Annotated in this window: 15 protein-coding genes; 5 read left to right on the plus strand and 10 right to left on the minus strand. The window is 62.6% G+C overall.

The features are described 5' to 3' along the window. Window positions 1-58 precede the first annotated feature (58 nt). The 4 genes from lon to PSAKL28_RS05650 all read right to left on the minus strand — a co-directional run bounded on the left by lon (window position 59) and on the right by PSAKL28_RS05650 (window position 8,765). The gene (gene lon, locus PSAKL28_RS05635) at window positions 59-2,482 is read right to left on the minus strand and encodes an endopeptidase La (RefSeq protein ID WP_038607685.1); all 2,424 of its coding nucleotides are present in this window, start codon (window positions 2,480-2,482) and stop codon (window positions 59-61) included. Window positions 2,483-2,613: 131 nt separating this feature from the next. Beyond that, window positions 2,614-5,022, minus strand: a complete 2,409-nt coding sequence (locus PSAKL28_RS05640) for a glucose/quinate/shikimate family membrane-bound PQQ-dependent dehydrogenase (protein ID WP_038607688.1) — start codon at window positions 5,020-5,022, stop codon at window positions 2,614-2,616. A 30-nt stretch (window positions 5,023-5,052) separates the two neighbouring features. Next, the gene (locus tag PSAKL28_RS05645) at window positions 5,053-6,411 is read right to left on the minus strand and encodes a carbohydrate porin (RefSeq protein WP_051939181.1); all 1,359 of its coding nucleotides are present in this window, start codon (window positions 6,409-6,411) and stop codon (window positions 5,053-5,055) included. A 293-nt stretch (window positions 6,412-6,704) separates the two neighbouring features. Beyond that, window positions 6,705-8,765, minus strand: a complete 2,061-nt coding sequence (locus PSAKL28_RS05650) for a TonB-dependent receptor (RefSeq protein WP_038607691.1) — start codon at window positions 8,763-8,765, stop codon at window positions 6,705-6,707. Window positions 8,766-9,000: 235 nt separating this feature from the next. Between PSAKL28_RS05650 and PSAKL28_RS05655 the strand changes: the two genes are divergently transcribed. After that, complete coding sequence (locus tag PSAKL28_RS05655) at window positions 9,001-9,222, plus strand: VF530 family protein (protein WP_038607694.1); 222 nt, start codon at window positions 9,001-9,003, stop codon at window positions 9,220-9,222. A gap of 4 nt (window positions 9,223-9,226) precedes the next feature. After that, complete coding sequence (locus tag PSAKL28_RS05660; RefSeq protein ID WP_038607697.1) at window positions 9,227-9,880, plus strand: Pr6Pr family membrane protein; 654 nt, start codon at window positions 9,227-9,229, stop codon at window positions 9,878-9,880. Between the two features lie 9 nt (window positions 9,881-9,889). On the opposite strand, the gene PSAKL28_RS05665 is transcribed toward PSAKL28_RS05660, so the two are convergent. The 3 genes from PSAKL28_RS05665 to PSAKL28_RS05675 form a co-directional block, all read right to left on the minus strand. Further along, window positions 9,890-10,660, minus strand: coding sequence for a siderophore-interacting protein (locus PSAKL28_RS05665; RefSeq protein WP_038607700.1), 771 nt, complete (start codon window positions 10,658-10,660; stop codon window positions 9,890-9,892). Then, entirely contained in the window at window positions 10,657-11,226 is a 570-nt protein-coding gene (locus PSAKL28_RS05670; protein ID WP_038607702.1) for a PadR family transcriptional regulator, read from the minus strand. The genes PSAKL28_RS05665 and PSAKL28_RS05670 overlap by 4 nt, the downstream gene beginning before the upstream one ends. A gap of 168 nt (window positions 11,227-11,394) precedes the next feature. After that, on the minus strand, window positions 11,395-14,532 hold the full coding sequence (locus PSAKL28_RS05675; protein WP_038607705.1) for a transglycosylase domain-containing protein: 3,138 nt from the start codon (window positions 14,530-14,532) through the stop codon (window positions 11,395-11,397). Window positions 14,533-14,968: 436 nt separating this feature from the next. Between PSAKL28_RS05675 and PSAKL28_RS05680 the strand changes: the two genes are divergently transcribed. Further along, entirely contained in the window at window positions 14,969-16,390 is a 1,422-nt protein-coding gene (locus PSAKL28_RS05680; protein WP_038607708.1) for an amino acid permease, read from the plus strand. Between the two features lie 68 nt (window positions 16,391-16,458). On the opposite strand, the gene PSAKL28_RS05685 is transcribed toward PSAKL28_RS05680, so the two are convergent. From PSAKL28_RS05685 to PSAKL28_RS05695, 3 genes are all read right to left on the minus strand, one after another. Further along, a complete protein-coding gene (locus PSAKL28_RS05685; protein ID WP_038607710.1) occupies window positions 16,459-17,583 on the minus strand; it encodes an OpgC family protein in 1,125 nt (374 codons plus the stop codon). Between the two features lie 150 nt (window positions 17,584-17,733). Continuing rightward, window positions 17,734-19,353, minus strand: a complete 1,620-nt coding sequence (locus PSAKL28_RS05690; RefSeq protein WP_038607712.1) for an FMN-binding glutamate synthase family protein — start codon at window positions 19,351-19,353, stop codon at window positions 17,734-17,736. Between the two features lie 142 nt (window positions 19,354-19,495). After that, on the minus strand, window positions 19,496-23,791 hold the full coding sequence (locus PSAKL28_RS05695) for a DEAD/DEAH box helicase (protein ID WP_038607714.1): 4,296 nt from the start codon (window positions 23,789-23,791) through the stop codon (window positions 19,496-19,498). Between the two features lie 183 nt (window positions 23,792-23,974). Between PSAKL28_RS05695 and PSAKL28_RS05700 the strand changes: the two genes are divergently transcribed. Continuing rightward, the gene (locus tag PSAKL28_RS05700) at window positions 23,975-24,388 is read left to right on the plus strand and encodes an NUDIX hydrolase (protein ID WP_038607717.1); all 414 of its coding nucleotides are present in this window, start codon (window positions 23,975-23,977) and stop codon (window positions 24,386-24,388) included. Between the two features lie 24 nt (window positions 24,389-24,412). Next, window positions 24,413-25,051, plus strand: a complete 639-nt coding sequence (locus tag PSAKL28_RS05705; RefSeq protein ID WP_038607719.1) for a LysE family translocator — start codon at window positions 24,413-24,415, stop codon at window positions 25,049-25,051. The last annotated feature ends 1 nt before the right edge of the window (window position 25,052 follow it).

Here is a 25,052-nt window from a genome sequence, read left to right on the forward strand (position 1 = left end):
ACAGCGCTGATAGTACTGATGCGGGCTTTCCATGCCCGCATTCAGGCTTGAGCTGGCCTCAACTAAACAACACTTTCGCCACATCACTGAAGCGCTTGGCGAAATGCACGCTCAGGCCTTCCTTGAGGTAGTCGGGCAACTCTTCGAAGTCGCCGCGGTTGGCTTCCGGCAGGATCAGTTCAAAGATCTTCTGCCGTCGTGCCGCAATTACCTTCTCGCGTACCCCGCCAATCGGCAGGACCTGCCCGGTCAAGGTCAGCTCGCCGGTCATCGCCACACCTTTCTTCGGTGCCTGGTCGCGGGCCAGGGACAGCAGGGCGCTGGCCATAGTGACCCCGGCGCTGGGGCCGTCCTTGGGCGTGGCGCCTTCGGGCACATGCAGGTGGATAAAGGCTTCATTGAAGTACGAGGGTTCACCGCCGTACTTGATCAGGTTGGCGCTGACATAGCTGTAGGCGATTTCCGCCGACTCCTTCATTACATCACCCAGCTGGCCGGTCAGCTTGAAGCCGCGGTTGAGGGTGTGGATGCGCGTTGCTTCGATCGGCAGGGTAGCGCCGCCCATACTGGTCCAGGCAAGGCCGGTGATCACACCTTTGCCCGACAATACCTGCTCGCTGCGAAACACCGGCATGCCCAGAGAGGCTTCGAGATCTTTGCTGCCGATCTTGATCTTCGCTTCGGGGTTTTCCAGCAATTGCATTACCGCCTTGCGCACCAGTTTGCCCAGCTGCTTTTCCAGCTGACGTACACCGGCTTCGCGCGCATAGCCCTCGATGACCATGCGCAGGGCGCTGTCAGTGATGCTCAGGCTGGACTTGGCCACACCGGCTTTTTCCAGCTGCTTGGGCCACAGGTGACGCTTGGCGATAGCCAGTTTTTCTTCGGTGATGTAACCGGACAGGCGAATCACTTCCATGCGGTCGAGCAACGGCCCGGGGATCGAGTCGAGGGTGTTGGCGGTGCACACGAACAGCACCTTGGACAGGTCCAGGCGCAGGTCGAGGTAATGGTCGAGGAAATCGACGTTCTGCTCGGGATCGAGGGTTTCCAGCAGCGCCGAGGCGGGGTCGCCCTGGTAGCTCTGGCCCATCTTGTCGATCTCGTCGAGCATGATCACCGGGTTCATCACCTCGACGTCCTTGAGCGCCTGCACCAGCTTGCCCGGCTGGGCGCCGATATAGGTGCGCCGATGGCCCTTGATCTCGGCCTCGTCACGCATGCCACCGACGCTGAAGCGATAGAACGGACGGCCCAGGGATTGCGCGATGGACTTGCCGATGCTGGTTTTGCCGACCCCGGGCGGGCCCACCAGCAGGACGATGGAGCCGCTGATTTCACCTTTCCAGGCGCCGATGGCAAGGAATTCGAGGATCCGGTCCTTGATGTCGTCGAGCCCGGCATGGTGCTGGTCGAGGATCTTGCGCGCGTGCTTGAGATCGAGCTTGTCCTTGCCATACACGCCCCAGGGCAGGGCGGTGGCCCAGTCCAGGTAGTTGCGGGTGACGGCGTACTCAGGGGAGCCGGTTTCAAGAATCGACAGTTTGCTCATCTCTTCGTCGATGCGTTTTTTCGTGGCGGCAGGCAATGTCTTGCCCTGCAAACGCTGTTCGAACTGCTCCAGATCGGCACTGCGGTCGTCTTTGGTCAGGCCCAGTTCCTGCTGGATGACCTTGAGCTGCTCCTTGAGGAAGAACTCGCGCTGATGCTCGCCGATCTGCCGGTTCACCTCGGCAGAAATCTCGTTCTGCAGGTGAGCGACTTCGACCTCTTTGCGCAGCATTGGCAGGACTTTTTCCATGCGCTTGAGCATCGGCACGCAGTCGAGTACTTCCTGCAGCTGGTTGCCGGTGGCCGAGGTCAGCGCCGCGGCGAAGTCGGTCAGCGGCGACGGATCGTTGGGGCTGAAGCGGTTGAGGTAGTTCTTCAGCTCTTCGCTATACAGCGGGTTGAGCGGCAGCAGCTCCTTGATCGCGTTGATCAGGGCCATGCCGTAAGCCTTGACCTCGTCGGTCGGCTCGCTCGGCTGATGCGGGTATTCGACTTCGACCAGGTACGGCGGGCGGTGATGCTTGAGCCAGGTGCGGATGCGTACCCGGGTCAGGCCCTGGGCGACGAACTGCAGCTTGCCGTTCTCGCGGCTGGCGTGGTGAACCTTGACCAGGGTGCCGTACAGCGGCAGGGCCGAGGTGTCGAAATGGCGGTGATCTTCCGGCGGGGTGTCCATGAAGAACAGCGCCAGGGAGTGATGCGGGGTCTTGGACACCAGGTCCAGGGTTTCGGTCCAGGGTTCTTCATTGACGATAACCGGCAGTACTTGTGCCGGGAAGAACGGGCGGTTGTGGATCGGGATCACATAGACCCTTTCCGGCAGTTGTTGGTCGGGCAGGGCGAGGTTGTGGCCGGTGTGTCGGGAGGCTTCAGGATGCTCGACTTCGGCGTGTTCCTCGGGGCGTTCGGGTAGATCCTGCTGGTCACTCATGGGGCACCTGCGTAAATGACTATGGTGCTTACATGGGGCGGGTTGGGGGGCGTTTCAATGGTTAGGGCTGATCGCGGGGCAAGCCCGCTCCCACAGAGGCCTGTGGGAGCGGGCTTGCCCCGCGATGGTTTTTACTCAGCCAATTTGTAAGCGATTACGTAATCGCCCATCTTGGTCCCCAGCGAACCATGACCGCCGGCGGTCACCAGGACGTATTGCTTGCCGTCCTTACCGGTGTAGGTCATCGGCGTGGCCTGGCCACCTGCCGGCAGGCGCGCTTTCCACAGCTCCTTGCCGGTGTTGGTGTCGTAGGCGCGCAGGTACTGGTCCAGGGTGCCGCTCAGGAAGCCCAGGCCACCCGCGGTGACAATCGAGCCGCCCATGCTTGGCACGCCAATCGGCAGACCGATCGGGATCGGCGAACTGTCGCGGCTGGTACCGTTCTTGTGCTTCCACACCACCTGGTTGGTGGTCAGGTCGATACCGGCCACGTAGCCCCAGGCAGGCGCCTGGCAAGGTACGCCCAGAGGCGACATGAACGGGTGCATGATCACCGCGTACGGGGCGCCGGTGTTCGGCTGTACACCGCTGGTTTCACTTTCGCGCTTGCTGCCGGCGGCGACTTGCTCACGCGGCACCATCTTCGAGACGAAGGCCATGTAGTTCGGCGAGGTGAACAGTAGTTGGCGGACCGGGTCGACCGAGACGCTGCCCCAGTTGAAGACACCAACGTTACCCGGGTACACCAGGCTGCCCTGAAGCGACGGCGGGGTGTACTGGCCTTCGTAGCGCAGCTCGCGGAACTGGATGCGGCAGAGCATCTGGTCGAACGGGCTGGCGCCCCACATGGCTTGTTCGGTCAGGTCCGGGCCAAGCAGGTTGAGGTCGGAGCGGGCTTGAGTCGGGGCGGTATGGTCGCCTTCGACAGCACCTTGCGGGGCCGGGATTTCGCGGATCGGCACGATCGGGGTGCCGTCACGACGGTCGAGCACATACAGGCTGCCCTGTTTGGTCGGCGCGATCAGTGCAGGTTTGACGCCATCGGCGGTCTTCAGGTCGAGCAGGGTTGGCTGGCTGCCGACGTCCATGTCCCACAGGTCGTGGTGAGTGAACTGGTAGTTCCAGCGCACCTTGCCGTTGCGCAGGTCGAGGGCGACGATGCCGGCGCTGAACTTCTCGGCGCCCGGGGTGCGGTCGGCGCCCCACTGGTCAGGCGTCTGGTTGCCCAGGGGCAGGAAGACCATGCCGAGTTTTTCGTCGACACTGGCCAGCGACCACATGTTCGCCGAGTTGCGGCTGTAGGTCTTGCCCGCTGCCAATGGCGCGGTGTCGTCCGGGTTGTTGCTGTCCCAGTTCCACACCAGACGGCCATCGTGAACGTCGTAGGCGCGAATCACCCCGGACGGCTCGTTGGTCGACTCGTTATCGGTCACATGGCCGCCGATGATCACCAGTTCACGGGTGATCGCCGCAGGCGAGGTGGAGTAGTAGCCACCAGCCGTGAACGGGCCGATGCCGGTGGTCAGGTCAATTACACCTTGGTTACCGAAACCTTCGCAGACTTTACCGGTGTCGGCGTTCAGGGCGATCAGGCGGGCGTCGGCGGTGGGCAGGTAGAGGCGACGCGGGCAGGCGCGGGCTACCACTTGACCTGCGTCGGAGATCTTCGGTGCCGGGCTGCCGTCAACACTGAGGTAGCTGTTTTCGTCGTAATACGAAACACCGCGGCAGGTCATGTGGGCGAAGCCCTTGAAGCCTACCGGGCTTTTGATCTGCGGGTCGAAGCGCCAGATCTCGGCACCGGTGTCCGGGTCCAGGGCCAGCACTTTGCTGTGGGCGGTGCAGGCATAGAGCATGCCGTTGACCTTGAGCGGGGTGTTCTGGTTGGTCAGTTCCACCGGGTCGTTGTCGGTTGGCAGGTCGCCGGTACGGATACGCCAGGCTTCCTGCAGTTTGTGCACGTTGTCCGGGGTGATCTGGCGCAGCGGCGAATAGCGGTCGCCGAACTCGGTGCGGCCGTAAGCCTGCCATTCGCCATCGGGCATTTGCGGCGCGGTGCTGCTCAGGCCGCTGCTGTCGCGGCCCAGTTTGCCCTTGATTTCACCCGGATGGGTGAACTGGCTGGCGACGGCGGTGGCACCAGACAGAACCACGGCCAGGCTCAGCAGCGCCGGATTGATCTTCGACGGATTGCCGAGCAGCGGACGACGCGCCCATGGCAGCAGCAGGACCACACCCAGGGCGAACCACAGGGCCAGACGCGGCACCAGTTGCCACCAGTCCAGGCCCACTTCCCACAATGCCCACAGCGTGCTGCCCAGCAGCACCAGGCCGTACAGGCCCAGAGCGTGGCGGCGCAGGGCCAGCAGGAGGATGCCGGACAGGGCGAAACCGATCCCGGCGATCAGGTAGTACAACGAGCCGCCGAGCTGGCTCAGTTTGATGCCGCCCGCCAGCAGGGCCAGGCCCATCAGCAGCAACAGCACGCCAATCAGGCGTGGTAGCCAGCGGGTTCTACTCAGGGCACCTTCTGTGCTCATCGTGTGTTCTCCGTTAAGTGAAAAGGGCGATTAAAAATTGCTCTGGATCTTGATCCCGCCGATCAGCGCGTCGTCGACCTGGTTCACGCCACCGGGGTGGCGGATGTACTGCAGGTTCGGGCGCACGGTCAGCCAGTCGGCCAGGTGAATGCCGTAGTACAGCTCGGCGCTGTACTCGGTGTCCTGGATTGGACGGAACAGGGGATCGTCGTAGTCGCTGACACCGTTGGCCTCATTGAGCGCTTTGGCGTTCTTGCGGTAGGCGGGGTTGACGTGCACGCGGGCCAGGGCGAAACCGATGTCGTCCTTGGCGCGGGCGTCGAAGGGCCCCTTGTACACCACACCTGCCGAAACATAGTTGTCGATGGCATTGGTCTTCTTGTCGTGCAACGTGGCGTTGGCGAACACGCTCAGGCCACGGGAGTGGTCGGAAGCCTGCGACGTCAACTGTTGCTGGGCACCGAGCCAGAAGCCGTGCTTGCTCGAACTGCTGCGATAAGCCTGGCCGCTCAGTGCTGCCGGTTGGCCGTTGCTGTCCTTGTAGACATCAGTTGCCTTGGCATTACTGTAGTAGTAACCGGCGCGATATTCCCCTGGCAGGCCATTGACCGCCGGGCTCCAGACCAGCTCGACCGGGATCACCGCGCCCTGAGTGCCGCTGCCGCTGAGCTTGAAGCCGTTGCCACGGTCCAGGTTCGAAGGGTTTTGCTCGTAGGCGCCGATCTGCGCGTAGAGCTCGGGGGTGAGGTTGTATTTGACCCGCAGGGCCCACTGGCTGACTGGCCAGTTGTACCAGATATCACCGGCCCAGTTACCTACCTGGGAGCCGCAGAAGGCCAGGTTCTGGAAGTCGCAGGGGAAGCTGTTGAAGTCTTCACCTTGACCGAAACGGCCGAATTTCACATCCAGCGCGCCATCGAAATATTTCTGCTTGATCCACATCTGGGTCAGCCGCCAGGTCTGGCCACGACCCCAGACTTCCTGGGCCGAGGTAAAGCCGCCGACCCGTGGATCGTTGATGCGGTCGTTGCTGATGTTGTCGCCGTGGCGCTGGGTGACGGTGAGCTGGAACTCGGCGTCGTGCCAGCCGAGGATCTTCTGCAGGTCCAGGTGCGTGCCGAGGGCGAACTGGCCGCTGTAGCGCGCCGTTTGGTCGTCGTCATAGCCGCCGTGCAGGTTGGCGCCCATCTCGCCGGTGTAACCGAGGGTGAAGTCGTAGCCGCGTTCAGCCAGCTCCGTGCGGGTGCCGCCCCAATCGCCGAGCATCCATGGCGAGTCGCTGGCGAACATCGCGGCGGCCTGGGCGCTGGGGGCGAGGCTGGCGATGGCCAGACCCGAAAACAGCGTCCGGGTGGCGGGGGAAAGGCGGAAACGATGAATCAGAGGCATGAGATAGCGCTATCTTTTGATTGTTGAAAAAACGGCAAGTGCGCCGGGTCCTGGGGATCTTCGGCGATAAGGCTTCTGGGGGAGAGACTGAAGCGGTTCAGCTTGCGGCGGAGAGGATATAGCTGAATTTGTAAGAAAAAAAGTCAATTCAACAAGAGGGACCGTTGCTGGATTGGTAATAGTCCAGCAAGGTGGGAGCAGCTGTTGGTGGGAGCGGGCTTGCCCCGCGATGCGATCTGGCTGACAAACCGCAATCGCGGGGCAAGCCCGCTCCCACCGACAGCTTTCGTTTATCAGAAGGATGTACGCAGGCCTACCTCGACACTGCGCCCCGGCGCCGGCGCGATATCACGCAGGATGGAGCTGGCATAGCGCACGGTCTGGTCGGTGAGGTTCTCTGCGCGCACAAAGGCCAACCACTGGCTCTGACCGATATCAAAGCGATAGCCAAGGCTGGCGCCCAGGGTGGTATAGCCATCGGTACTGGTTTCATTGTCCGGTTTGCGATGCTGGGCGCTGGCGTGCTGCACATCAACTCGGGCCTGCCAGCGCTCCCGTTCCCACAGCAGGCCGCTGTTCAGGCGCAGCGGAGCAATGCGTGGCAGGTCTTCGCCGCTGTCCAGGTTCTTGGCCCGGGTGTAGTCGCCGGACAGTTCCAGGGCAAAGCTGCCCAAGTGGTTTTGCGCCAGCTGCCAGCGATCCTGGGCCTCGAAGCCGTAGAAGCGCGCCCGCACACCTTTGTACAGGTACTCGGGCACGTCACCGGCGTGGTCATGATCGTGATCATGGTCGTGGTCTTCATCGCCATGGTCATGACCGTGGTCATGGCCTTCGCGCATATTGCCGCTGGCCAGCAGGCCGATGTAGTTGCGGAAGTGGCTGTAGAACACCCCGACACTGCCTTTGTGCACGCCGTTGTCGAAGCGCAGGGCCAGGTCGCTGGAAATCGCTTTTTCTTTGCTCAGGTTCGGATCGCCGACTTCAAACGTGCCGGTGGCAACGTGGGCGCCATTGGCATACAGCTCGTAGAAGGTCGGTGCGCGTTCGGTATAACCCAGGGTCGTGACCAGCGACCAGATCGGCGTCAGCGTATAGACCGCACCGGATGACAGGCTGGCGGCAGTGAAACTGCTGGCACTGTCGGCCTGGGCGAATCGCTCGCTGCCCTGGCTGTCGGGGTCGATGCGGGTGTGTTCCAGGCGTCCACCCAGGCTCAGGTTGAGGCGCTCGCTGGCTTGCCATTGTTCGAGCATGAACAGCGCCAGGCTATTGGTATCGCTTTGCGGGACGAAGGCCTCCTCACCGAGGGCGGAAAACTCGTTGCGGCTGACCTGCGCGCCGATCACGCCTTCCACCGGCCCCCAGGGCTGATGCCGTGCTTCGACCCGTGCTTCGTAACCCTTGTTCTTGAAGGTGGTGTGCACTTCGCCGCCTTCCATTTCACGATGCTGGTAATCGGTGTAGCCGACGTCGAACTTCAGTGCGCTGAAGGGACCATCGAGGTCGCGCAGCTCGGAGGCGAAACCGTAGTGATCCTGTTGCATGTCCAGGCGCACGCCGGGTTCGGCCACTGAGCCATAGTTCGAGTCGTAGCGGCTGTAGGACAGGCCGGTGTAGCCGTGATCCCAATGATAGGAACCGCCGACAGCACCGCCATCCTGGCGGCCGTCGCTGTTTTCCAGGCGATGCTTGCTGCCCGGTTCATCGGCGTCGCGGACCTTGGAGCTGCGGGCGTAGCCGGGGATGCGCAGGTCGTTGAATTGCCGGCTGTTGGCGTCCAGATGCAAGGCAAAGCGGCCATCGCCGGCTTCCAGCTTGCCGGCGCTGCTACGTGTGGTGTCGGCACCGCCGTAGCGCAATTCGCCAGCGCCATGAATGCCGTCGACGGGATCGGTGGGGATGCGGTTGTCGAAGCTGTTGACCACGCCACCAATGGCGTTGCCACCGTAGAGCAGGGCGGCCGGGCCGCGGACGATTTCGATGCGATCTACGGTGGCCGGGTCCAGCGGTACGGCGTGATCGTAGGACAACGATGAGGCGTCCAGAGCGCCGACGCCATTGCGCAGAATGCGAATGCGATCGCCGTCCAGACCACGAATCACCGGACGGCTGGCGCCGGGACCGAACCAGGTCGAGGCGACGCCGGGCTGGTTGTTCAGGGTTTGGCCGAGACTGCCTTTTTGTTGCAGGGCCAGCGCGTCACCTTCGAGTACGGTGGTGGGCGCGGCCAGTTCGCTGTTGCCCAGCGGGTTGGCGGTGATGACCTGGGGCTGCAACTCCACGGCCTGGCTCAGGGGTGATGCGAGCCAAAGGGCGGCAGTGAAAGGGGAGAGTCGAAGGGGCAAGCGACGCATGGGCTGCGGGGTTCCTTGGTAGGCTAATGATTTTGATACAATATAACATTACCATTGTGAGTGGGTGTTCCGATAGCGGTGGGAGCGGGCTTGCCCCGCGATTCGATGTGACTGACTACATGCAATCGCGGGGCAAGCCCGCTCCCACAAATCTCCCACACAGCTGCGCTAGAATGTTTGTAGCCAGCCCACCCCTGGGCTAAGGTGCGCACCTTTGATTCGCTGGAGCACAGGCATGACCACCGCCAACCCCAATCCGCTGCATGGCGTGACCCTGGAGCAGATCCTCACCGCACTGGTAGAGCACTACCAATGGCAAGGGCTGGCCGAGCGCATCGATATCCGCTGCTTCAAGAGCGATCCGAGCATCAAGTCGAGCCTGACTTTCCTGCGCCGCACCCCCTGGGCCCGAGAGAAAGTCGAGCGTCTGTACCTGAAGCTGCAGCGCGGCCGCTGACCTCATGGTCCGGCGCGAGGTCGTGATCGGCCTGGCCGCCTGCCTGGGTTGGAGCGCACTGGCGATCCAGCTGTACCTGGTGCTGTGGGTGCGTTGGCAGGAGCAGGCCAGCCTGATCGGCGGCCTGGTGAACTTCTTCAGCTATTTCACCGTGCTGAGCAATACCCTGGTCGCCGTGGTGCTCAGCCAGGCGGCATTCGGCCGCGAGTCTGCGGCGCGGCGCTGGTTTCTCGGTCCGGCAGTCAGTTCGGGTATTGCCGTCAGTATTGCCCTGGTCGGTCTGGCCTATAGCCTGTTGTTGCGCCATCTGTGGCAACCGCAGGGCTGGCAGTGGCTGGCCGATGAGCTGCTGCACGATGTCATGCCGTTGCTGTTCGTCGGCTATTGGTGGTGCTGCGTGGAGAAAGGCAGCCTGCGGCTCAGGCATCTGTTGGCCTGGTTGCTGTATCCGGCGGGGTATTTTGCTTATGCGCTGCTGCGCGGAGAGTCGATAGGGGTCTATCCCTATCCGTTCATCGATGTCGCAAGCCTTGGCTATGGGCAGGTGCTGCTCAATGCCTTGGCGATTCTGTTCGGCTTCATTGCCATCGGCCTGCTGATACTGGGCCTGGATCATTGGCAGGGCGGGCGCCTGGCCAAGGCCAGGACGCAACCCTGATGGTGCCGGTTATTCGTCGTCGTGCGGGTCGAGGCGCCAGTAGGCGGCGGCCTTGATCAGGTTTTCGTTGACGCCTTTTTCGTCGATCAACAGGCGCTTGGTCTTGCGGGTCAGGGCTTTTTCCAGGGCAACCCACGCGTAAAGCTGACCTTCAGGCAGGGTCAGATCCTTCACCACCTCCAGCAGATCCTGCTGGTGCCGCTGGACCCAGATCACTTGCACCTGTGCCTGGCTCGCCAGAGGCTGTTGTTCTTCGGCGTTTTCGATCTCGATAACCGCCAACACCTTGCGCGTGGCCGGCAGTTCTTCCAGGCGCCGGGCAATGGCCGGGATCGCGGTTTCATCGCCGATCAGCAAATAGCTGTCGAAGATGTCCGGCACCACCATCGAGCTGCGTGGGCCGGCAATGTTGAGCACCTGGCCGACCTCCGCCTGGGCTGCCCAGGTCGACGCAGGGCCGTCGCCGTGCAGGACGAAATCGATATCCAGCTCACCGGCTACCAGATCGATACGCCGTGGGGTGTATTCGCGCATGGTCGGGCGCAGGCCGTCGCGACTGAAGTCGAGGTTGTCCAGCGCCGCCTGTTCTTCTGCCGAACAGGCGAACATCAGTTTGACGTGATCGTCGCTGCCGACACTGGTGAAGCCTTGCAGTTGCGCTCCGCCCAAGGTGATACGGCGCATGCGCGGGGTCAGTTCGGTGACCCGCAGCACATCCAGGCGGCGGTGTTTGATCTCATGATTGACGCGATGAATTGCGGTGTTTTCGCTGGCACTCATTCGGGTTTCTCCGTGCTGGTCGCAGTGGGCCCTGCGACGATGGCTTTGGCGGTGTTGTTGAGCAGGGTGCGCACCCGCTCGATTTCTTCCGGATTCCAGCGGCCACTGTGCATCTGCAGGGCATGGCGCAGGTTGTGCACCGCTTCGTGGATCTCTGGCGGCCGGTCGTGTCCGTACAGCGAGCGTTTACTGACTTCGATGCGCATGCGCACGCCGTCCAGGGCGATGGCTTGCTCGGCCAGCGAATCAAGGCCTGCAGCGGTGACGCTGTAGAGCTTCTTGCTGCCATGCACCTGGCCGACGATCAGCTCGCTTTCTTCCAGGAAGGTCAGGGTCGGATAGATGACACCTGGGCTTGGGCTGTAGTTGCCGCCGAACAGGCTTTCGATCTGGCGGATCAGGTCATAGCCGTGGCAGGGCTGCTCGGCCAGCATCGACAGCAGCAGCAGTCTCAGGTCGCCAGGGGCAAAGACCCGTGGTCCGCGGTCGCCGCGCTCACGGCCGTGGCGGCGCTCGAATCCGTCATGGCGTTCGCCATGTTCGCGGTGGGGGTGATGTTCACGCATGGAGGGCTCCGTTTGCGTTAGATGTATCTTTAGATACTACTCAAGATATATCTTAAAGCAAGCGTGAGAGTGAGAATATTTCTCATCAGGAGGAGCGAGAGATGAACGGTATCGCTGTCAAAGCAACGCCCAGGCATGTGTCAGCTGCCTGGGCGTTGCTGCAAAGGGCTACTGCTGCGCTACTGGTTGTGGGGCCTTGCACAGGGTGTGGCTACCGGGTTGCAAGTACGGGGTGAGGATCGGGGCCATGCCCTTGAGTACCTGCACCGGCAGGGCCGAGGTGAACTTGAACGATTCGGCGGCACGTCCGGGGACGAACGCGGTGAGGGTGCCGAAGTGGTTGTCGCCAAGGAAAAACACAAAGGTTGCCGTGCGGTTGATCGCTTTTGAGCCAAGCAGGCGGCCACCGGCTCCCCAGCTTTCGAGCCGGTTGTCGCCAGTGCCGGTCTTGCCGCCCATGACCATTGGCGTGCCGTCATTGAGTTTGAAGCTGCCGGACACCCGCCGTGCGGTACCGGCATCGACCACTTGCGAAAGGGCACCGCGCAAGGCGCGGGCGACTTCCACCGAGAGCACCCGCTGGCCGAGGTCCGGATCACCTGCCAGGCGCGTTTCATACGGGGTATCGGCGGCAAAGTGCAGGGTATCGATGCGCAGGGTCGGCAGGCGGATACCATCGTTCTGAATGATGCCGATCAGCTCGGCCAGGGCTGCCGGGCGGTCGCCGGAGCTGCCGATGGCAGTGGCCAGCGAGGGCACCAGGTGATCGAAGGGATAGCCGACCCGTTTCCAGCGCCGATGGATATCGAGGAACGCTTCGATTTCCACCAGGGTACGAATACGGCTGTCACGTGCGCCTTTGTGCCGGCTCTTGAATAGCCAGCTGTAGACTTCCTGGCGCTCGAACTGGCTGGCCTGCGTCGCCTCCTGGAAGCTGGCATTGGGGTTGTTCAGCAAGTAGCCCAGCAGCCACAGGTCCAGAGGGTGAACCTTGGCGACAAAGCCCTGGTCGGGCAGATCGAACTTGCCGGGGCCGTAGGCGTAGTACAGGTTATCCAGACGCTCATCGGTCAGGATGTCTTGCTTGGTGGGCTTGCGCTTGGTGTCCTGCAGATCCTTTTTCACGTGGGCACGGACGAAGGCGTTGAAGGTGGCCTGGTCAGCTTCGGGGAACAGGTAGCGGTGGACGGCGGCCAGGCGGATCGGCGTGATGCGCAGACTGTCGAGGAAGGTGTCCAGGCGCTGTTGCGAGGTTTTGCGCTGGTACTTTTTCCAGAACCTGCGCAGGTAGTCGGTGCCCTCTTTGTCGGCAAAGCGCGCCAGATACTCCTGGCGGCGTGGCTCGGCATCGTCCTTGAGCAAGCTGATGCTGCTGCCCGGCGTCTGGTAGGTGCTGTAGCGCACCAGGTCACGCATCAAACGGATAAACGGCAGGTTGATTGACTCGCGCAGGGCGTCTTTGAGCGTGGGGATCCGGTTGTTGTCTTCTTTGCGAAAGTTATTGAACACATGCATGCCGCCGCCGGTGAAGAAGGCTTCACCGGGGCCGGCCGAATACTTGCGATTGAGCGCGGCATCGAGCATCGCGGTGATGTTGCGGTCCTTGTTCTGGATCAGGTAGTCGAGGGCCCAGCGGGTGATGAAGTCCAGTTCGGCGACCTCGACCTTTTTCAGGTCGGCGGCGGGGGTATTGGCGTACTTGTCATGCAGTTCGGCGATGATTTCCAGGTAACTGGTCAGCACCCGCAGCTTGGCAGTGGAACCCAGCTCCAGCTTGCTGCCCTCGTTGATATCGAACGGCTGGTCGGTACTGTCGGTCTGCACCCGCACGCGCGAACCGTTGGCGGTGCGTTCAAGCAGGGTAAAGCTGTAGCGCACCTGGGTGGTGCTGGTCGGGGTCAGCAGGCGTTCGCCAAACAGGCCGAGCTTCTCGGCGATGGCCGGATCGGCAAGGTCTTTGAGGTACTGGCTGACCTGGCCTTGCAGGTCGGATTGCAAGGTGCTGGTGGCCGACAGGTCGAGGCGGTCCAGGTCGTACAGCGGCCGGGCCAGGGCCAGGGACAGGCGGCTGCGGGCAACGCTGATGCCCTTGTTGGTGACGATCGGCTGGATGGTCGGTTGTGCTACCCAGTCGCGGTAGGTTGCCTTGCTGGCCAGCGCGGCGTCGGCCAGCGGCCGGTCGACGATATTGGCGGCGGCCAGAATCCGGATGTGACTGTCGGTCAGCTCGGCCAGCTCGTTGCGGCCCTTGGACAGAAAGTGTGAGGGACGGCGCTGGGCAATCATCAGCGACAGTACCTGACGCAGGGCCAGACCGCGTGCGGCCATGCTTGCCGGGTCGGTCTCGGTTGAAGCCAGGGCCTGGTTGACCTGGGCGAAGTCGGCGCCGTACCAGACCCGCAAGCCCTCGGCCATGCCATGCACTTCCCCATGCCCGGGCACCGCCGACAGTGGCACGCTGTTGAGGTAGTCACGGACGATACGCTGGCGTGCCTCTAGGGTTTGCGGGCCACCCTGATAGGCGCGCACGCTGGCGGAAATCATCTGGCGGATTTTCTCGCTGCCGGAGACGGTCAGGCCGTCAGGCGAGTGGCGGTATTTCTCCAGCTGGGTGGCCAGGGTGCTGCCACCGGCGGACTGGCCGGGCAGGGCCAGGTACTTGGCGACCTGGCTGTAGGCCGCCTTGGCAAAGCGGGGCCAGTCCACGGCGGGGTTGGCGTTGGGGTCGTTGGGGTCGAGCAGGTCGCGGTTCTCGATGAACAGCAGGCTGTTGACGATGACCGGCGGGATGGCGTCGAAGTCCGGGTACAGGTACTGCGGGTAGTGGTACTGATACAGCACATCGCCCTTGCAGTCGGTGATCGACAGCCCGGTCTGGATCTTTTCTTTATAGGGCACGAAAAAACCGTGCTCGGTGTAGTCCATCAACGCCGGGGAAAAGTGCACCTGCTCGCTGATTACATAATCACGTTTGAGCAGGCGTGGTAGGAACTCCCCCAGGGCGCTGTAGCCCAGGCGCTTGTCGAAGGGCCCGTCACCCGGATAAATGATTGCATCGCTGGGCCCCGGCTGCAGGGAGTAGGTCAGGGTCGAAGCGAGTTGACTGAGCTCGCGTGACTGCAGGCGCGAGGTGTGCAATTCATTGGCGATGGCCATTCCCAGCGCAATCAGGGCGAGCAGTAGCACCAGCCAGACCAGCCGCCACCACAGGTGCCGCTGGCGAGGGCGTTTTGGCAAAGGCGATTCTTCAAGGGATTCAGAGGGAGTTTCCTTACTCGTTGGTTCCGATTGCCACAATGCGCCCATAGTGTTCAGCCCGGCTACGTATTTTCGTCTCGCTTGCCTGAAGCTTAGTCGGTGAGCGGGTTTGGTGAAAAATTTGTAAGTCCTGTAAGGCTGTTCCTAAAAAGGGTACGACCTGCGCCTTTGGTGGAGGTTGTAATGCCCCGTTTTGGTGCTATGTTAGCCGCCCTGTTTATCACCCTGGAGAAAACACGGGGAATGCCCTCCGTGGACGCGGTTTTTGCCGAGTGTTCTCGCCAAATATCCTGCTCTTTATAGTGAAATGCCCTACAGGGGCCTTTCTATACTGCTCGCCCCTTTCGCTTTGCCGGTTTATTGCGTGCCGGTAGACGGGACTGCTCACAAGGTGGTGCCCGGCAAGACAGCGTATTCAGCCTATCGGCGGTACCGGGTCTGCACGGAGGGTCTATATCCAATAACAAAATGAGGTTGTATTTCTATGCCAGTCGGCAACCATCCTTCTCATGGTGAGACCGCCCAGGGCGGCCCACTCAAGCGAGAACTCGGCGAGCGACATATTCGCCTGATGGCGCTGGGCGCCTGTATCGGTGTCGGCCTGTTCCTGGGCTCGGCCAAGGCTATTGAAATGGCCGGCCCGGCAATCATGCTGTCGTACATCATTGGTGGCCTGGCGATCCTGGTGATCATGCGTGCCCTCGGTGAAATGGCCGTGCACAACCCGGTCGCAGGCTCCTTCAGCCGTTACGCTCAAGACTACCTTGGCCCGCTGGCGGGCTTCCTGACCGGCTGGAACTACTGGTTCCTGTGGCTGGTGACTTGCGTCGCAGAAATCACTGCGGTGGCCATTTACATGGGCATCTGGTTCCCCGACGTACCGCGCTGGATCTGGGCCCTGGCGGCGCTGGGCAGCATGGGGGCGATCAACCTGATCGCGGTCAAGGCCTTCGGTGAGTTCGAGTTCTGGTTTGCCCTGATCAAGATCGTCACCATTATTGCCATGGTGCTCGGCGGCATCGGCGTCATTGCCTTTGGCTTCGGCAACGACGGCGTGGCAGTGGGCATTTCCAACCTGTGGAGCAACGGCGGTTTCATGCCCAATGGCGTGACCGGGGTGTTGATGTCGCTGCAGATGGTGATGTTCGCCTACCTGGGCGTAGAGATGATCGGCCTGACCGCCGGTGAAGCGCGCAACCCGCAAAAGACCATTCCCCAAGCCATCGGCTCGGTGTTCTGGCGCATCCTGCTGTTCTATGTCGGCGCTCTGTTCGTGATCCTGTCGATCTACCCGTGGAACGAGATCGGCAGCCAGGGCAGCCCGTTCGTGATGACCTTCGAGCGTCTGGGTATCAAGACTGCCGCCGGTATCATCAACTTCGTGGTGATCACTGCGGCGCTGTCGTCGTGCAACGGCGGTATCTTCAGTACCGGGCGCATGCTCTACAGCCTGGCGCAGAACGGTCAGGCTCCAGCCACCTTCGCCCGTACTTCGAGCAATGGCGTACCGCGTAATGCCTTGCTGCTGTCGATCGCCGCGTTGCTGCTGGGCGTACTGGCCAACTATCTGGTGCCGGAGAAAGTCTTCGTCTGGGTAACCGCCATCGCCACCTTCGGGGCGATCTGGACCTGGGTGATGATCCTGCTGGCGCAGCTGAAATTCCGTGCCGGCCTGAGCGAAACCGAACGTGCGGCACTGAAATACCGCATGTGGCTGTGGCCGCTGAGCTCCTACCTGGCGCTGGCGTTCCTGATCCTGGTGGTTGGCTTGATGGCTTACTTCGAGGAGACCCGCGTGGCGCTGTACATCGGCCCGGCGTTCCTGGTGATGCTGACGGTGCTGTATTACGTGTTCAAGCTGTCGCCTAAAGCTGACAGCGTACAGCTGGCGCGTTCCGCGTCGTGATGTAGAAACATCGCGGGGCAAGCCCGCTCCCACCAGTGGGAGCGGGCTTGCCCCGCGATGAGGCCTCTTCAGGCCGTGGTCATTTGCACCGGCCGACCCAAGCGCTTGTTCAGATCAAGCCAGGCCGCCAGTAGCGCCATCAACCCCACCCCCACCAGCGCGGTCAGCACCTGCATTGACCAGTGCTCATCCGCCAGGGCATTGACCATGTCCGCCAAGGGCGCGAGCAATACGCCCAAGCAGAACACTTCCAGCGAAAAGCGCCCCATGCGACAGGTTTGCCCGGCCAGCCAGTTTTGCGTCCAGCGGCTGCCAGGCAGCAGTTTGGCGGTAACGTAGGCCAGCGCCAGGAAGTGCAGCAAGCGCGGCGGTGACAGGTCGGTCTTGCTGATGGGGTACAGCAGCTCGCTGATTGCTGCCGGCATCAGGGCATCGTGAATCTCTGGCCAGCGCCAGGACACCGTGATCAGCCCCGCCAGCAGCGAATAGACGGCCGCCGCCAGAAACAGCGGTTGGCGAAGCAGTGGCGGGGTTTGTGGTGCACGTGGCCGCTGCCCGTGTATCGCCGCCGCGCCACCGAGTACGAACAGAAACTGCCAGGTGACCGGGTTGAAGTACCAGACACCGTCGGAAAAATTCGCCAGATTCCAGCCTAGTTTCGGCGCCATCAGGTACACCGCCATCGATACGCCGACCACCACCAGGGTATGACGCAGCAACAGTGGCAGAATTATGGCCAGTCCCGCCAACAGCACGATGTACAGCGGCAGCGGATCCATCAGGTTGGGCTTGAAGCGCAACAGCAGTTCATCGGTCAGTGCTTGCTGGGGATTGGTGATGAAATGCGTCAGGCCCATTTCCTCGACCAGGTCGCGGGTTTGCACATGGCTGTTGGCGTAGAAGACGATGCCCATCAGCATCGCCAGCAGGAAGATATGCACCACATACAGCACCCAGGTACGTCTGAGAATCTTCACACAGGCAATCAGGTAGCCATCGCGTTGCAGGACTTTGCCGTAGGCCAGTACCGCCGCGTAACCGGCAAGAAAGACGAAAACCTCCGCAGCATCGCTGAAGCCGATGTTGCGCAGGGTGATCTGGCCCAGAGGGTTGTGCGGGATGTGATCCCAGAAGATGAAGATCAGCGCCAGGCCCCGAAAGAAATCGATGCGCGGGTCGCGTCCGTTAAACATGGCAGCGGGCTCTTGAACAGTTGATTTAATAGTGACAGGCCGACGTAGGAGTTCTCTTGTGCCACACGTCGGGCGGGGGGCAGGGTGGCGGTATTGGCAAGCAATTGCAAAAGTTGCGTATTACTTGATGTCTCAATACCGCGCAGATCCTCAGGCGACTGCCAGGTCCTGGGGTTCAAAGCTGTCCGCCCGGGCCATCTGCCACATCCGCGAATAGAACTCGCCACTGATTTCGCCGTTGAGCAGTTCGCCCGGCTTGAGGAACACATGCATCTGCGAGAACAGCTTGATCTCGGTGGCCGAGACCCGGCGTACCAGATGTTTGGCCTGCAGTTGCGAAGGATGATCGAGACCTGCCGCAGCGAGCATTTCGGCCAGGGCCTTGAGGGTGCTGTGGTGGAAGTTGAAGACCCGCTGGGCTTTGTCCGGCACCACCAGGGCACGCTGGCGCAGGGCGTCCTGGGTGGCGACGCCGGTAGGGCATTTGTTGGTATGGCAGCTCTGCGACTGGATGCAGCCGATGGCAAACATGAAGCCACGTGCCGAGTTGGCCCAGTCGGCGCCGATGGCCAGCACGCTGGCGATGTCGAAGGCGCTGACGATCTTGCCGCTGGCCCCCAGTTTGATCTTGTCGCGCAGATTCAGCCCGACCAGGGTGTTATGCACGAACAGCAGGCCTTCTCGCAGCGGCACGCCGATATGGTCGGTGAACTCCACCGGCGCTGCGCCGGTACCGCCTTCCTTGCCGTCGACGACGATGAAGTCCGGCAGGATTCCGGTTTCCAGCATGGCCTTGGCAATCCCCATGAATTCCCACGGATGCCCCAGGCAGAACTTGAAACCCACCGGCTTGCCGCCGGACAGTTCACGCAGTTGGGCAATGAACTGCATCATTTCGATCGGCGTGGAAAAGGCGCTGTGGCGTGAAGGCGAAATGCAGTCTTCGCCCATCATCACCCCACGGGTCTCGGCGATCTCGCGGGTTACCTTGTGCTTGGGCAGGATGCCGCCGTGGCCGGGTTTGGCGCCCTGGCTCATTTTGATCTCGATCATCCGCACTTGCGGGCTGCGGGCCTGCTCGGCGAAGCGCTCGGGGTCGAAGCGCCCGTCTGCGGTGCGACAGCCGAAGTAACCGCTGCCCAGCTCCCAGGTCAGGTCGCCGCCGTGTTCGCGGTGGTAAGGGCTGATGCTGCCTTCGCCGGTGTCATGGGCGAAATTACCCAGCTTGGCGCCCTGGTTCAGGGCGCGGATGGCATTGGCGCTGAGTGAGCCGAAGCTCATTGCCGAAATGTTGAACACCGAAGCCGAGTAGGGCTGGGTACATTGCGGGCCACCCACGATCACCCGAAAACTCGCCGGGTCGCTCAAGGGCGCCGGGCGCATGGAATGGCCGATGAATTCGAAGCCGGACTGGTAGACATCGATCAAGGTGCCGAAGGGTTTGTCGGACGCTTCGTTCTTGGCCCGGGCGTAAACCAGCGAACGCTGGGCACGGGAGAAAGGCAGGGCATCGCTGTCGGCTTCGAGCAGATATTGGCGGATTTCCGGACGAATGCCTTCGACCAGGTAGCGGATGTTACCCAGGATCGGGTAGTTGCGCCGCACCGCGTGGCGGCTTTGCAGCAGATCGGACACGCCGATCAGGCTGAGTACGGCGGTGCCCAGGGTGAACGGCCAGAGCCATTCATGGTGCAGGAAAGGCAGGCTCACCAAAGTGAACAGGACACAAGCGGCGAAAAAGGCGTAGCGGCTGAGTAGTGACAGGCTCATACGGGTTCCTTGCGATGAAACGGTCAGGCTCAGGGCCTGGACAAACTTCGACCTTAGCCCGGTTGGCCGCGCTAGCGCCAGCCTGCAAACATGAAGGTTTACCCCTTGCCTGCCGGAGTAAAAATCATTCGCGCAAGCGTGGTCAGCGCTGGCGTCCTGGCTCGCGTATCAGGCGCTCGCGCAGTTCGCCTTGCTGAGCCAGTTCCACCTCAAGGAGTAGCTGCACGTTGCCGGCAATCAGCGTGGCGACCGGCAGGCCATCCCGAAACAGCAGCCGATTACCGCTCAGCGCTGGCACCTTGTTGCCCGGTAGCAGGGTGCCGATCAGGTTCAACGGATCGCTGGCACTGATGGCGACCAGGCCGCCGTCCACGGGGCGCCTGCGAACTTCGCGCAACAGCGCCACGGCTTCGGGCAGGGCGAACTGTTCACCTGCCAGGCCGTTGATGAACCGCCCGCCACGGATTTCGCCGCGGGCTTCCAGGCGATGGTAGCAACGCAGCAGTTCGCGCCAGCTCGGCAGCCAGTCGGCCTCGCGCTCCAGCAGCCGCCAGCAGATCACACCGTAACGGCGCAACAGGGTGCGGGCGACGTGTTCCAGGCTGGCATCACGGCTATCGGCTGTCGGGGTTTTTCGCAGCAGCGCCCAGCGCCCGGCATCGTCCATGCCACCGAACAGGGCGCCGCGGCCACGACGATGGCTACGGTTCTGCCGCTTGCTCGCCGGGGTGATCAGCGCACGCAGGCCGGCGAAGCTGTCGGCGCTGACCAGGCCTGCGGCCACCAGCTCCTGCAAGGCGTTTTCCAGTTCAGTGGGGAGCAGGTGGGCATCGCTGAGCAGTTCATCGAAAAACAATGCACCGTGTTCGCTCAGCGCTGTGTGCACCCGTTGCGCGCGCAGGCTCAGTTCGCTGCTGTCCAGGGCCGGGCCGAATGTACGCCACAGGTTAAGTTGCGCGCGTGGCAGCAGCACCAGCGGTGTGCTGCGCAGGGTGGTGCTGGCTGCGCCGGGGGCCAGGCGTGCCCACACATGTTTGCCGGCGCGACAGCTCTCGTCCAGCCAGCGCGGGCTGTAGTCGCTGATCCGGCTGGGCAGCAGATCGCTCTCCCAGGCGGTGGCCGCTGCCGGATAGCCCTCGAACTTGCCCAGCACTTCGCTCAGCGCTGCCGGACCTTGCAGGTGAGTGCCCGGTGCGAGGTGCTGCCAGTCGAACAGAAAACGCATGAAATCCTGCAGGCTGACCGGCTCGATCTCGCGCCGCAGGCGTTTGACCGTGTAGCGATGGATGCGCGCCAGCAGGTGGCGCTCGCACCATTGCAGGCTCTGTTGACCCGGACAGAAGTAGCCGCGCATCACGTAACCTTCTGCCTCAAGCCGTACCAGGGCTTGTTCGAGATCACCAGCGGACAAGTGCAAAGGCCCGGCAATCTGTTCCAGCGTCAGTGGACCGAAACCGCTCAGGCGTGCGCGCAGCACTTCCACCAGTGCGGCCTCGCGCTCGATCGGCTGGTCGAACCCGGCAAGCGCCGCAAGGTCCGGTGTCATCTGTGCAGTGGGATAGATTGCGCGCAGGAGCACCTGACGCTCGCGGGCCAGCCACAGGGACTGGTCTGCGTCGAGTTGCAGGCAGCAGGCCCGACCTGCTGCCCGTAGCTCCTCAAGCCACGCCAGCCAGCCGGGGTTGGCTGTCACTTCATCCTGGCTGATGCAGGCCAGGCTCATCAGTGCCTCGTGCATTTCATCGCCGCGCGCAGGCGTTGGCCAGGCTTCGGCTTGCACTGCGCGAATGGCCTCACTATCCAGGGCGCCGAGGTCATCGCTGTTTTGCGCATCACTCCAGCGTCGACGCTGTACCGCCTGGGTACGTCGTTCTTCCAGCGGTGCATCATCGAGAAAGGTATAGGGCCGGGCATTGAGAATCGCCGCGGCCAGCGGTGATGGCGCCGGCAGGTCACGGCTGATCAGGTTGATCTGCCCTTGTTCGATGCGCCGCAGCAAGGCCAGCCAGCCTTCACAGTCCATGGCTTGGTGCAGGCAGTCGTCGAGGGTCTGCTCGACCAGCGGGTGATCCGGGATCTGCCGTTCGCCGACGATGTTTTCCAGGCAGGCGATCTGGTCGGGGAACACCGCGGCAATCAGGTCTTCGCTTTTCATCCGCTGGATCTGCGGCGCCACCTTGCGCCCGCCGACAAAGCGCGGCAAGGCCAGCGCCACACCTGCATTCCAGCGCCAGCGCACGCCGAACAACGGCGCATCGAGCAAGGCCTGGATCAGTACCGATTCAGCGTTGTTGCTCGACAGATAGCGCCACACGTCGTCCAGCACAAAGCTGTGGCTGGTGGACAGTGACAGAACAATGGCATCTTCGCTGGCGGCGGCCTGCAGTTCGAAATTGAAGGTGCGGCAAAAGCGCTTGCGCAAGGCCAGGCCCCAGGCGCGATTGATGCGGCTGCCAAAAGGGCTGTGGATGATCAGCTGGGTGCCGCCGGAGGCGTCGAAGAAACGTTCCATGATCAGGGTTTGTTGTGAGGGCAGGGCCCCCAGTACCTGGCGGGTTCGGGCCAGATAGTCGAGCAGTTGTTCAGCGCTGCCTGGGTCAAGGCCGACCTCTTCCTGCAGCCAGCTGAGTGCGTCCTGCAATTGACCGGCAGATTCGCTCAGGCGTCGGTCGATCTCGCCTTGCAGGCGGGCGACCGCGAACGACAGTTCATCGCTGCGCCCCGGCGCCTCACCCAGCCAGAACGGGATGCTCGGTGGCAAGCCTTTGGCATCCTCGACGCGCACCTTGCCGCTTTCCACCCGCAGGATGCGGTAAGCGGTGTTGCCCAGCTGAAAGATGTCGCCGGCAATGCTCTCCACGGCAAAATCTTCATTGACGCTGCCGATGTTCAACCCCTGGGGTTCAAGCAGCACCGCATAGTCGGCGTTGTCCGGGATGGTGCCGCCGCTGGTCAGCGCGGTCAGCTGACTACCGCGGCGCCCGCGCAGGCTGCTATTGACGGCATCGCGGTGCAGGTAGGCGCTACGCACACCCTGGCGACCATTGAAGCCTTCGGCGAGCATGCGCAGCAGGGCCTGGTAATGCGTCTGGTCCAGTTCGGCATAGGGCATGGCCTGTCGCAGGCAGTCGTACAGCGCCTGCTCCTGCCAGGGTTGGCAGCTGACTTCGGCAACGATCTGCTGGGCCAGGACATCCAGTGGCGCCCGGGGAATCTGCAGCAGATCCAGCTCGCCACGGCGCACACAGTCGAGCAGCGCCGTGCATTCGATCAGATCATCCCGAGACAGTGGAAACAGGCGGCCTTTGGGCGTGCCCTCGACCTGATGCCCGGCACGCCCGACCCGTTGCAGGAAGGCGGCGATGGAGCCAGGCGAGCCGATCTGGCAGACCAATTCGACTTCGCCGATATCGATCCCCAGTTCCAGCGAAGCTGTGGCCACCAGTACCTGTAGCTCGCCACGCTTGAGGCGCTGCTCGGCATCCAGGCGGTGCTCCTTGGCCAGGCTGCCATGATGTGCGGCTACAGCCTGCGCGCCCAGGCGTTCGCTCAGGTGCCGGGTCAGGCGCTCGGCCAGACGGCGGGTATTGACGAATATCAGGGTGGTGCGGTGCTCGCGGGCCAGCACGGCCAGACGGTCATACACCAGACCCCAGACATCGGTAGCCATGACCGCGTCCAGTGGCACGGGCGGCACTTCCAGGGCCAGGTCGCGGGTGCGGGCATGGCCGATGTCGACAATCGCACAGTCCCGGCCCTTGCCGACCAGAAACTCGGCCACCCGTTCGACCGGGCGCTGTGTGGCCGACAGGCCAATACGGCGCAACGGTCGGCCACACAGGGCCTGCAAACGTTCAAGGCTGAGGGTCAGGTGGCTGCCGCGCTTGTTGCCGGCCAGGGCATGGATCTCGTCAACGATCACCGTGTGCACACTGGCCAGGCCCTGGCGTCCGGAGTCGGAGCCGAGCAGCACATACAGTGATTCGGGCGTGGTCACCAGAATATGCGGCGCCTGACGGCGCATGGCGTTGCGTTCCTTCTGCGGGGTATCGCCGCTGCGCACTGCCGTGCGTATCGCCAGCGGCTCACTGCCCTGTTCAACCAATGCTTCATTGATACCCGCCAGCGGTGCCTGCAGGTTGATCTGGATATCGTTGGACAGTGCCTTGAGGGGCGAGACGTAGACCACCTGGGTCTGGTCGGGCAATTGGCCGCTGGCCAGGCCCTGTTCGAACAGCTCATCGAGGATTGCCAGAAAGGCGGTGAGGGTCTTGCCTGAACCTGTGGGGGCCGCCACCAGCAGCGACTGGCCGCGGCGGATCAGCGGCCAGGCTTGCGCCTGAGCGGCGGTCACGGTCGGGAAGCGGCGCTGGAACCAGGTACGCACCGCAGGGTGGAATGCCGCCAGTTCCGGGTGGTTCAGGGCAGGTAGGTTCATGGGCTGTTTATGCGGCTAACGGCAGCGGCTTGCAAGGTACATTCGTCAGGCGGTGGGAGCGGGCTTGCCCCGCGATTGCATGTTGTCAGTCAAATCGCATCGCGGGGCAAGCCCGCTCCCACCGGGTTGTCTGGCCATTCTCAACATGTGATCCTAGCGCGCTTTCTCAGCAACGAGTCTCCCATGAGCAAAACCATCCGCATCGCCGCCGCGCTCCTGCTCGATCCGCAAGGCCGCACCCTGCTGGTACGCAAACGCGGCACCCAGGCCTTCATGCAGCCTGGCGGCAAGATCGAGGCCGATGAGCAACCGGTCAGCGCCCTGGCCCGTGAGCTGTTCGAAGAGCTTGGCCTGCAGATCGATCCGCAAGACGCCGACTACCTCGGCCAGTTCAGTGCCCCAGCAGCCAACGAGCCGGGTTATGAGGTCCAGGCCGAGCTGTTTCAGGTGCACACGTCGATGCCCGTCGAGCCTGGCGCAGAGATCGAAGAGGTGGTCTGGGTCTCGGCCCGCAAGCAACTGACACTTGAGCTAGCGCCGCTGACCCGGGACTTGATTCTGCCCCTGTACCGGCGTTTAACTAGCCAGCCTGCCTGATCTTCCATTTGCAAAGGAATGCCAATGATCCCCGCTCACGAATGGTTGCTGTTCACCGGTGCCGCTTTGTTGATGGTCCTGACCCCGGGGCCCAACATGATCTATCTGATTTCACGTTCGATCTGCCAGGGCCGCATGGCCGGGATCACCTCGCTGGTGGGCGTGGTCGCCGGTTTTCTGGTGCACATGACGGCCGCAGCAGTGGGTTTGACCGCCTTGTTCATGGCCGTGCCGCTGGGCTATGACCTGCTCAAGTGGGCAGGCGCCGCGTACCTGCTGTGGATGGCCTGGCAAGCAGTCAAACCCGGAGCGCGTTCGCCTTTCGAAGCCCGTGAGTTGAGTCCGGACTCCCCGGCGAAACTGGTGATGATGGGCTTTCTGACCAGTGTGCTGAATCCCAAGGTAGCGATGTTTTACCTGTCGATCCTGCCGCAGTTCATCTCCCCGGAGCATGGCTCGCTGCTGGCCCAGAGCCTGATGCTGGGGCTGACCCAGATCACCGTGAGCTTTTCGGTGAACCTGCTGATCGCCTTGTTCGCCGCCGGGCTGTCGGCCTGGTTCGTACGTTACCCGCTGTGGCTGATGGTGCAGCGTTATGTGATGGGCTTCGTCCTGGCCGGTCTTGCGCTGCGGCTGGTGCAGGAGCAGCGCAAACTGGCCTGAG

It is taken from the genome of Pseudomonas alkylphenolica (genome assembly GCF_000746525.1).
GTDB classification, from domain to species: Bacteria; Pseudomonadota; Gammaproteobacteria; order Pseudomonadales; family Pseudomonadaceae; genus Aquipseudomonas; species Aquipseudomonas alkylphenolica.

Excerpts from the sequence above, each read along its gene's own strand:
- lon (WP_038607685.1), bottom strand. The coding sequence starts at position 2,482 with ATGAGTGACCAGCAGGATCTACCCGAACGCCCCGAGGAACACGCCGAA.
- PSAKL28_RS05640 (WP_038607688.1), bottom strand. The coding sequence starts at position 5,022 with ATGAGCACAGAAGGTGCCCTGAGTAGAACCCGCTGGCTACCACGCCTG.
- PSAKL28_RS05645 (WP_051939181.1), bottom strand. The coding sequence starts at position 6,411 with ATGCCTCTGATTCATCGTTTCCGCCTTTCCCCCGCCACCCGGACGCTG.
- PSAKL28_RS05650 (WP_038607691.1), bottom strand. The coding sequence starts at position 8,765 with ATGCGTCGCTTGCCCCTTCGACTCTCCCCTTTCACTGCCGCCCTTTGG.
- PSAKL28_RS05655 (WP_038607694.1), top strand. The coding sequence starts at position 9,001 with ATGACCACCGCCAACCCCAATCCGCTGCATGGCGTGACCCTGGAGCAG.
- PSAKL28_RS05660 (WP_038607697.1), top strand. The coding sequence starts at position 9,227 with ATGGTCCGGCGCGAGGTCGTGATCGGCCTGGCCGCCTGCCTGGGTTGG.
- PSAKL28_RS05665 (WP_038607700.1), bottom strand. The coding sequence starts at position 10,660 with ATGAGTGCCAGCGAAAACACCGCAATTCATCGCGTCAATCATGAGATC.
- PSAKL28_RS05670 (WP_038607702.1), bottom strand. The coding sequence starts at position 11,226 with ATGCGTGAACATCACCCCCACCGCGAACATGGCGAACGCCATGACGGA.
- PSAKL28_RS05675 (WP_038607705.1), bottom strand. The coding sequence starts at position 14,532 with ATGGGCGCATTGTGGCAATCGGAACCAACGAGTAAGGAAACTCCCTCT.
- PSAKL28_RS05680 (WP_038607708.1), top strand. The coding sequence starts at position 14,969 with ATGCCAGTCGGCAACCATCCTTCTCATGGTGAGACCGCCCAGGGCGGC.
- PSAKL28_RS05685 (WP_038607710.1), bottom strand. The coding sequence starts at position 17,583 with ATGTTTAACGGACGCGACCCGCGCATCGATTTCTTTCGGGGCCTGGCG.
- PSAKL28_RS05690 (WP_038607712.1), bottom strand. The coding sequence starts at position 19,353 with ATGAGCCTGTCACTACTCAGCCGCTACGCCTTTTTCGCCGCTTGTGTC.
- PSAKL28_RS05695 (WP_038607714.1), bottom strand. The coding sequence starts at position 23,791 with ATGAACCTACCTGCCCTGAACCACCCGGAACTGGCGGCATTCCACCCT.
- PSAKL28_RS05700 (WP_038607717.1), top strand. The coding sequence starts at position 23,975 with ATGAGCAAAACCATCCGCATCGCCGCCGCGCTCCTGCTCGATCCGCAA.
- PSAKL28_RS05705 (WP_038607719.1), top strand. The coding sequence starts at position 24,413 with ATGATCCCCGCTCACGAATGGTTGCTGTTCACCGGTGCCGCTTTGTTG.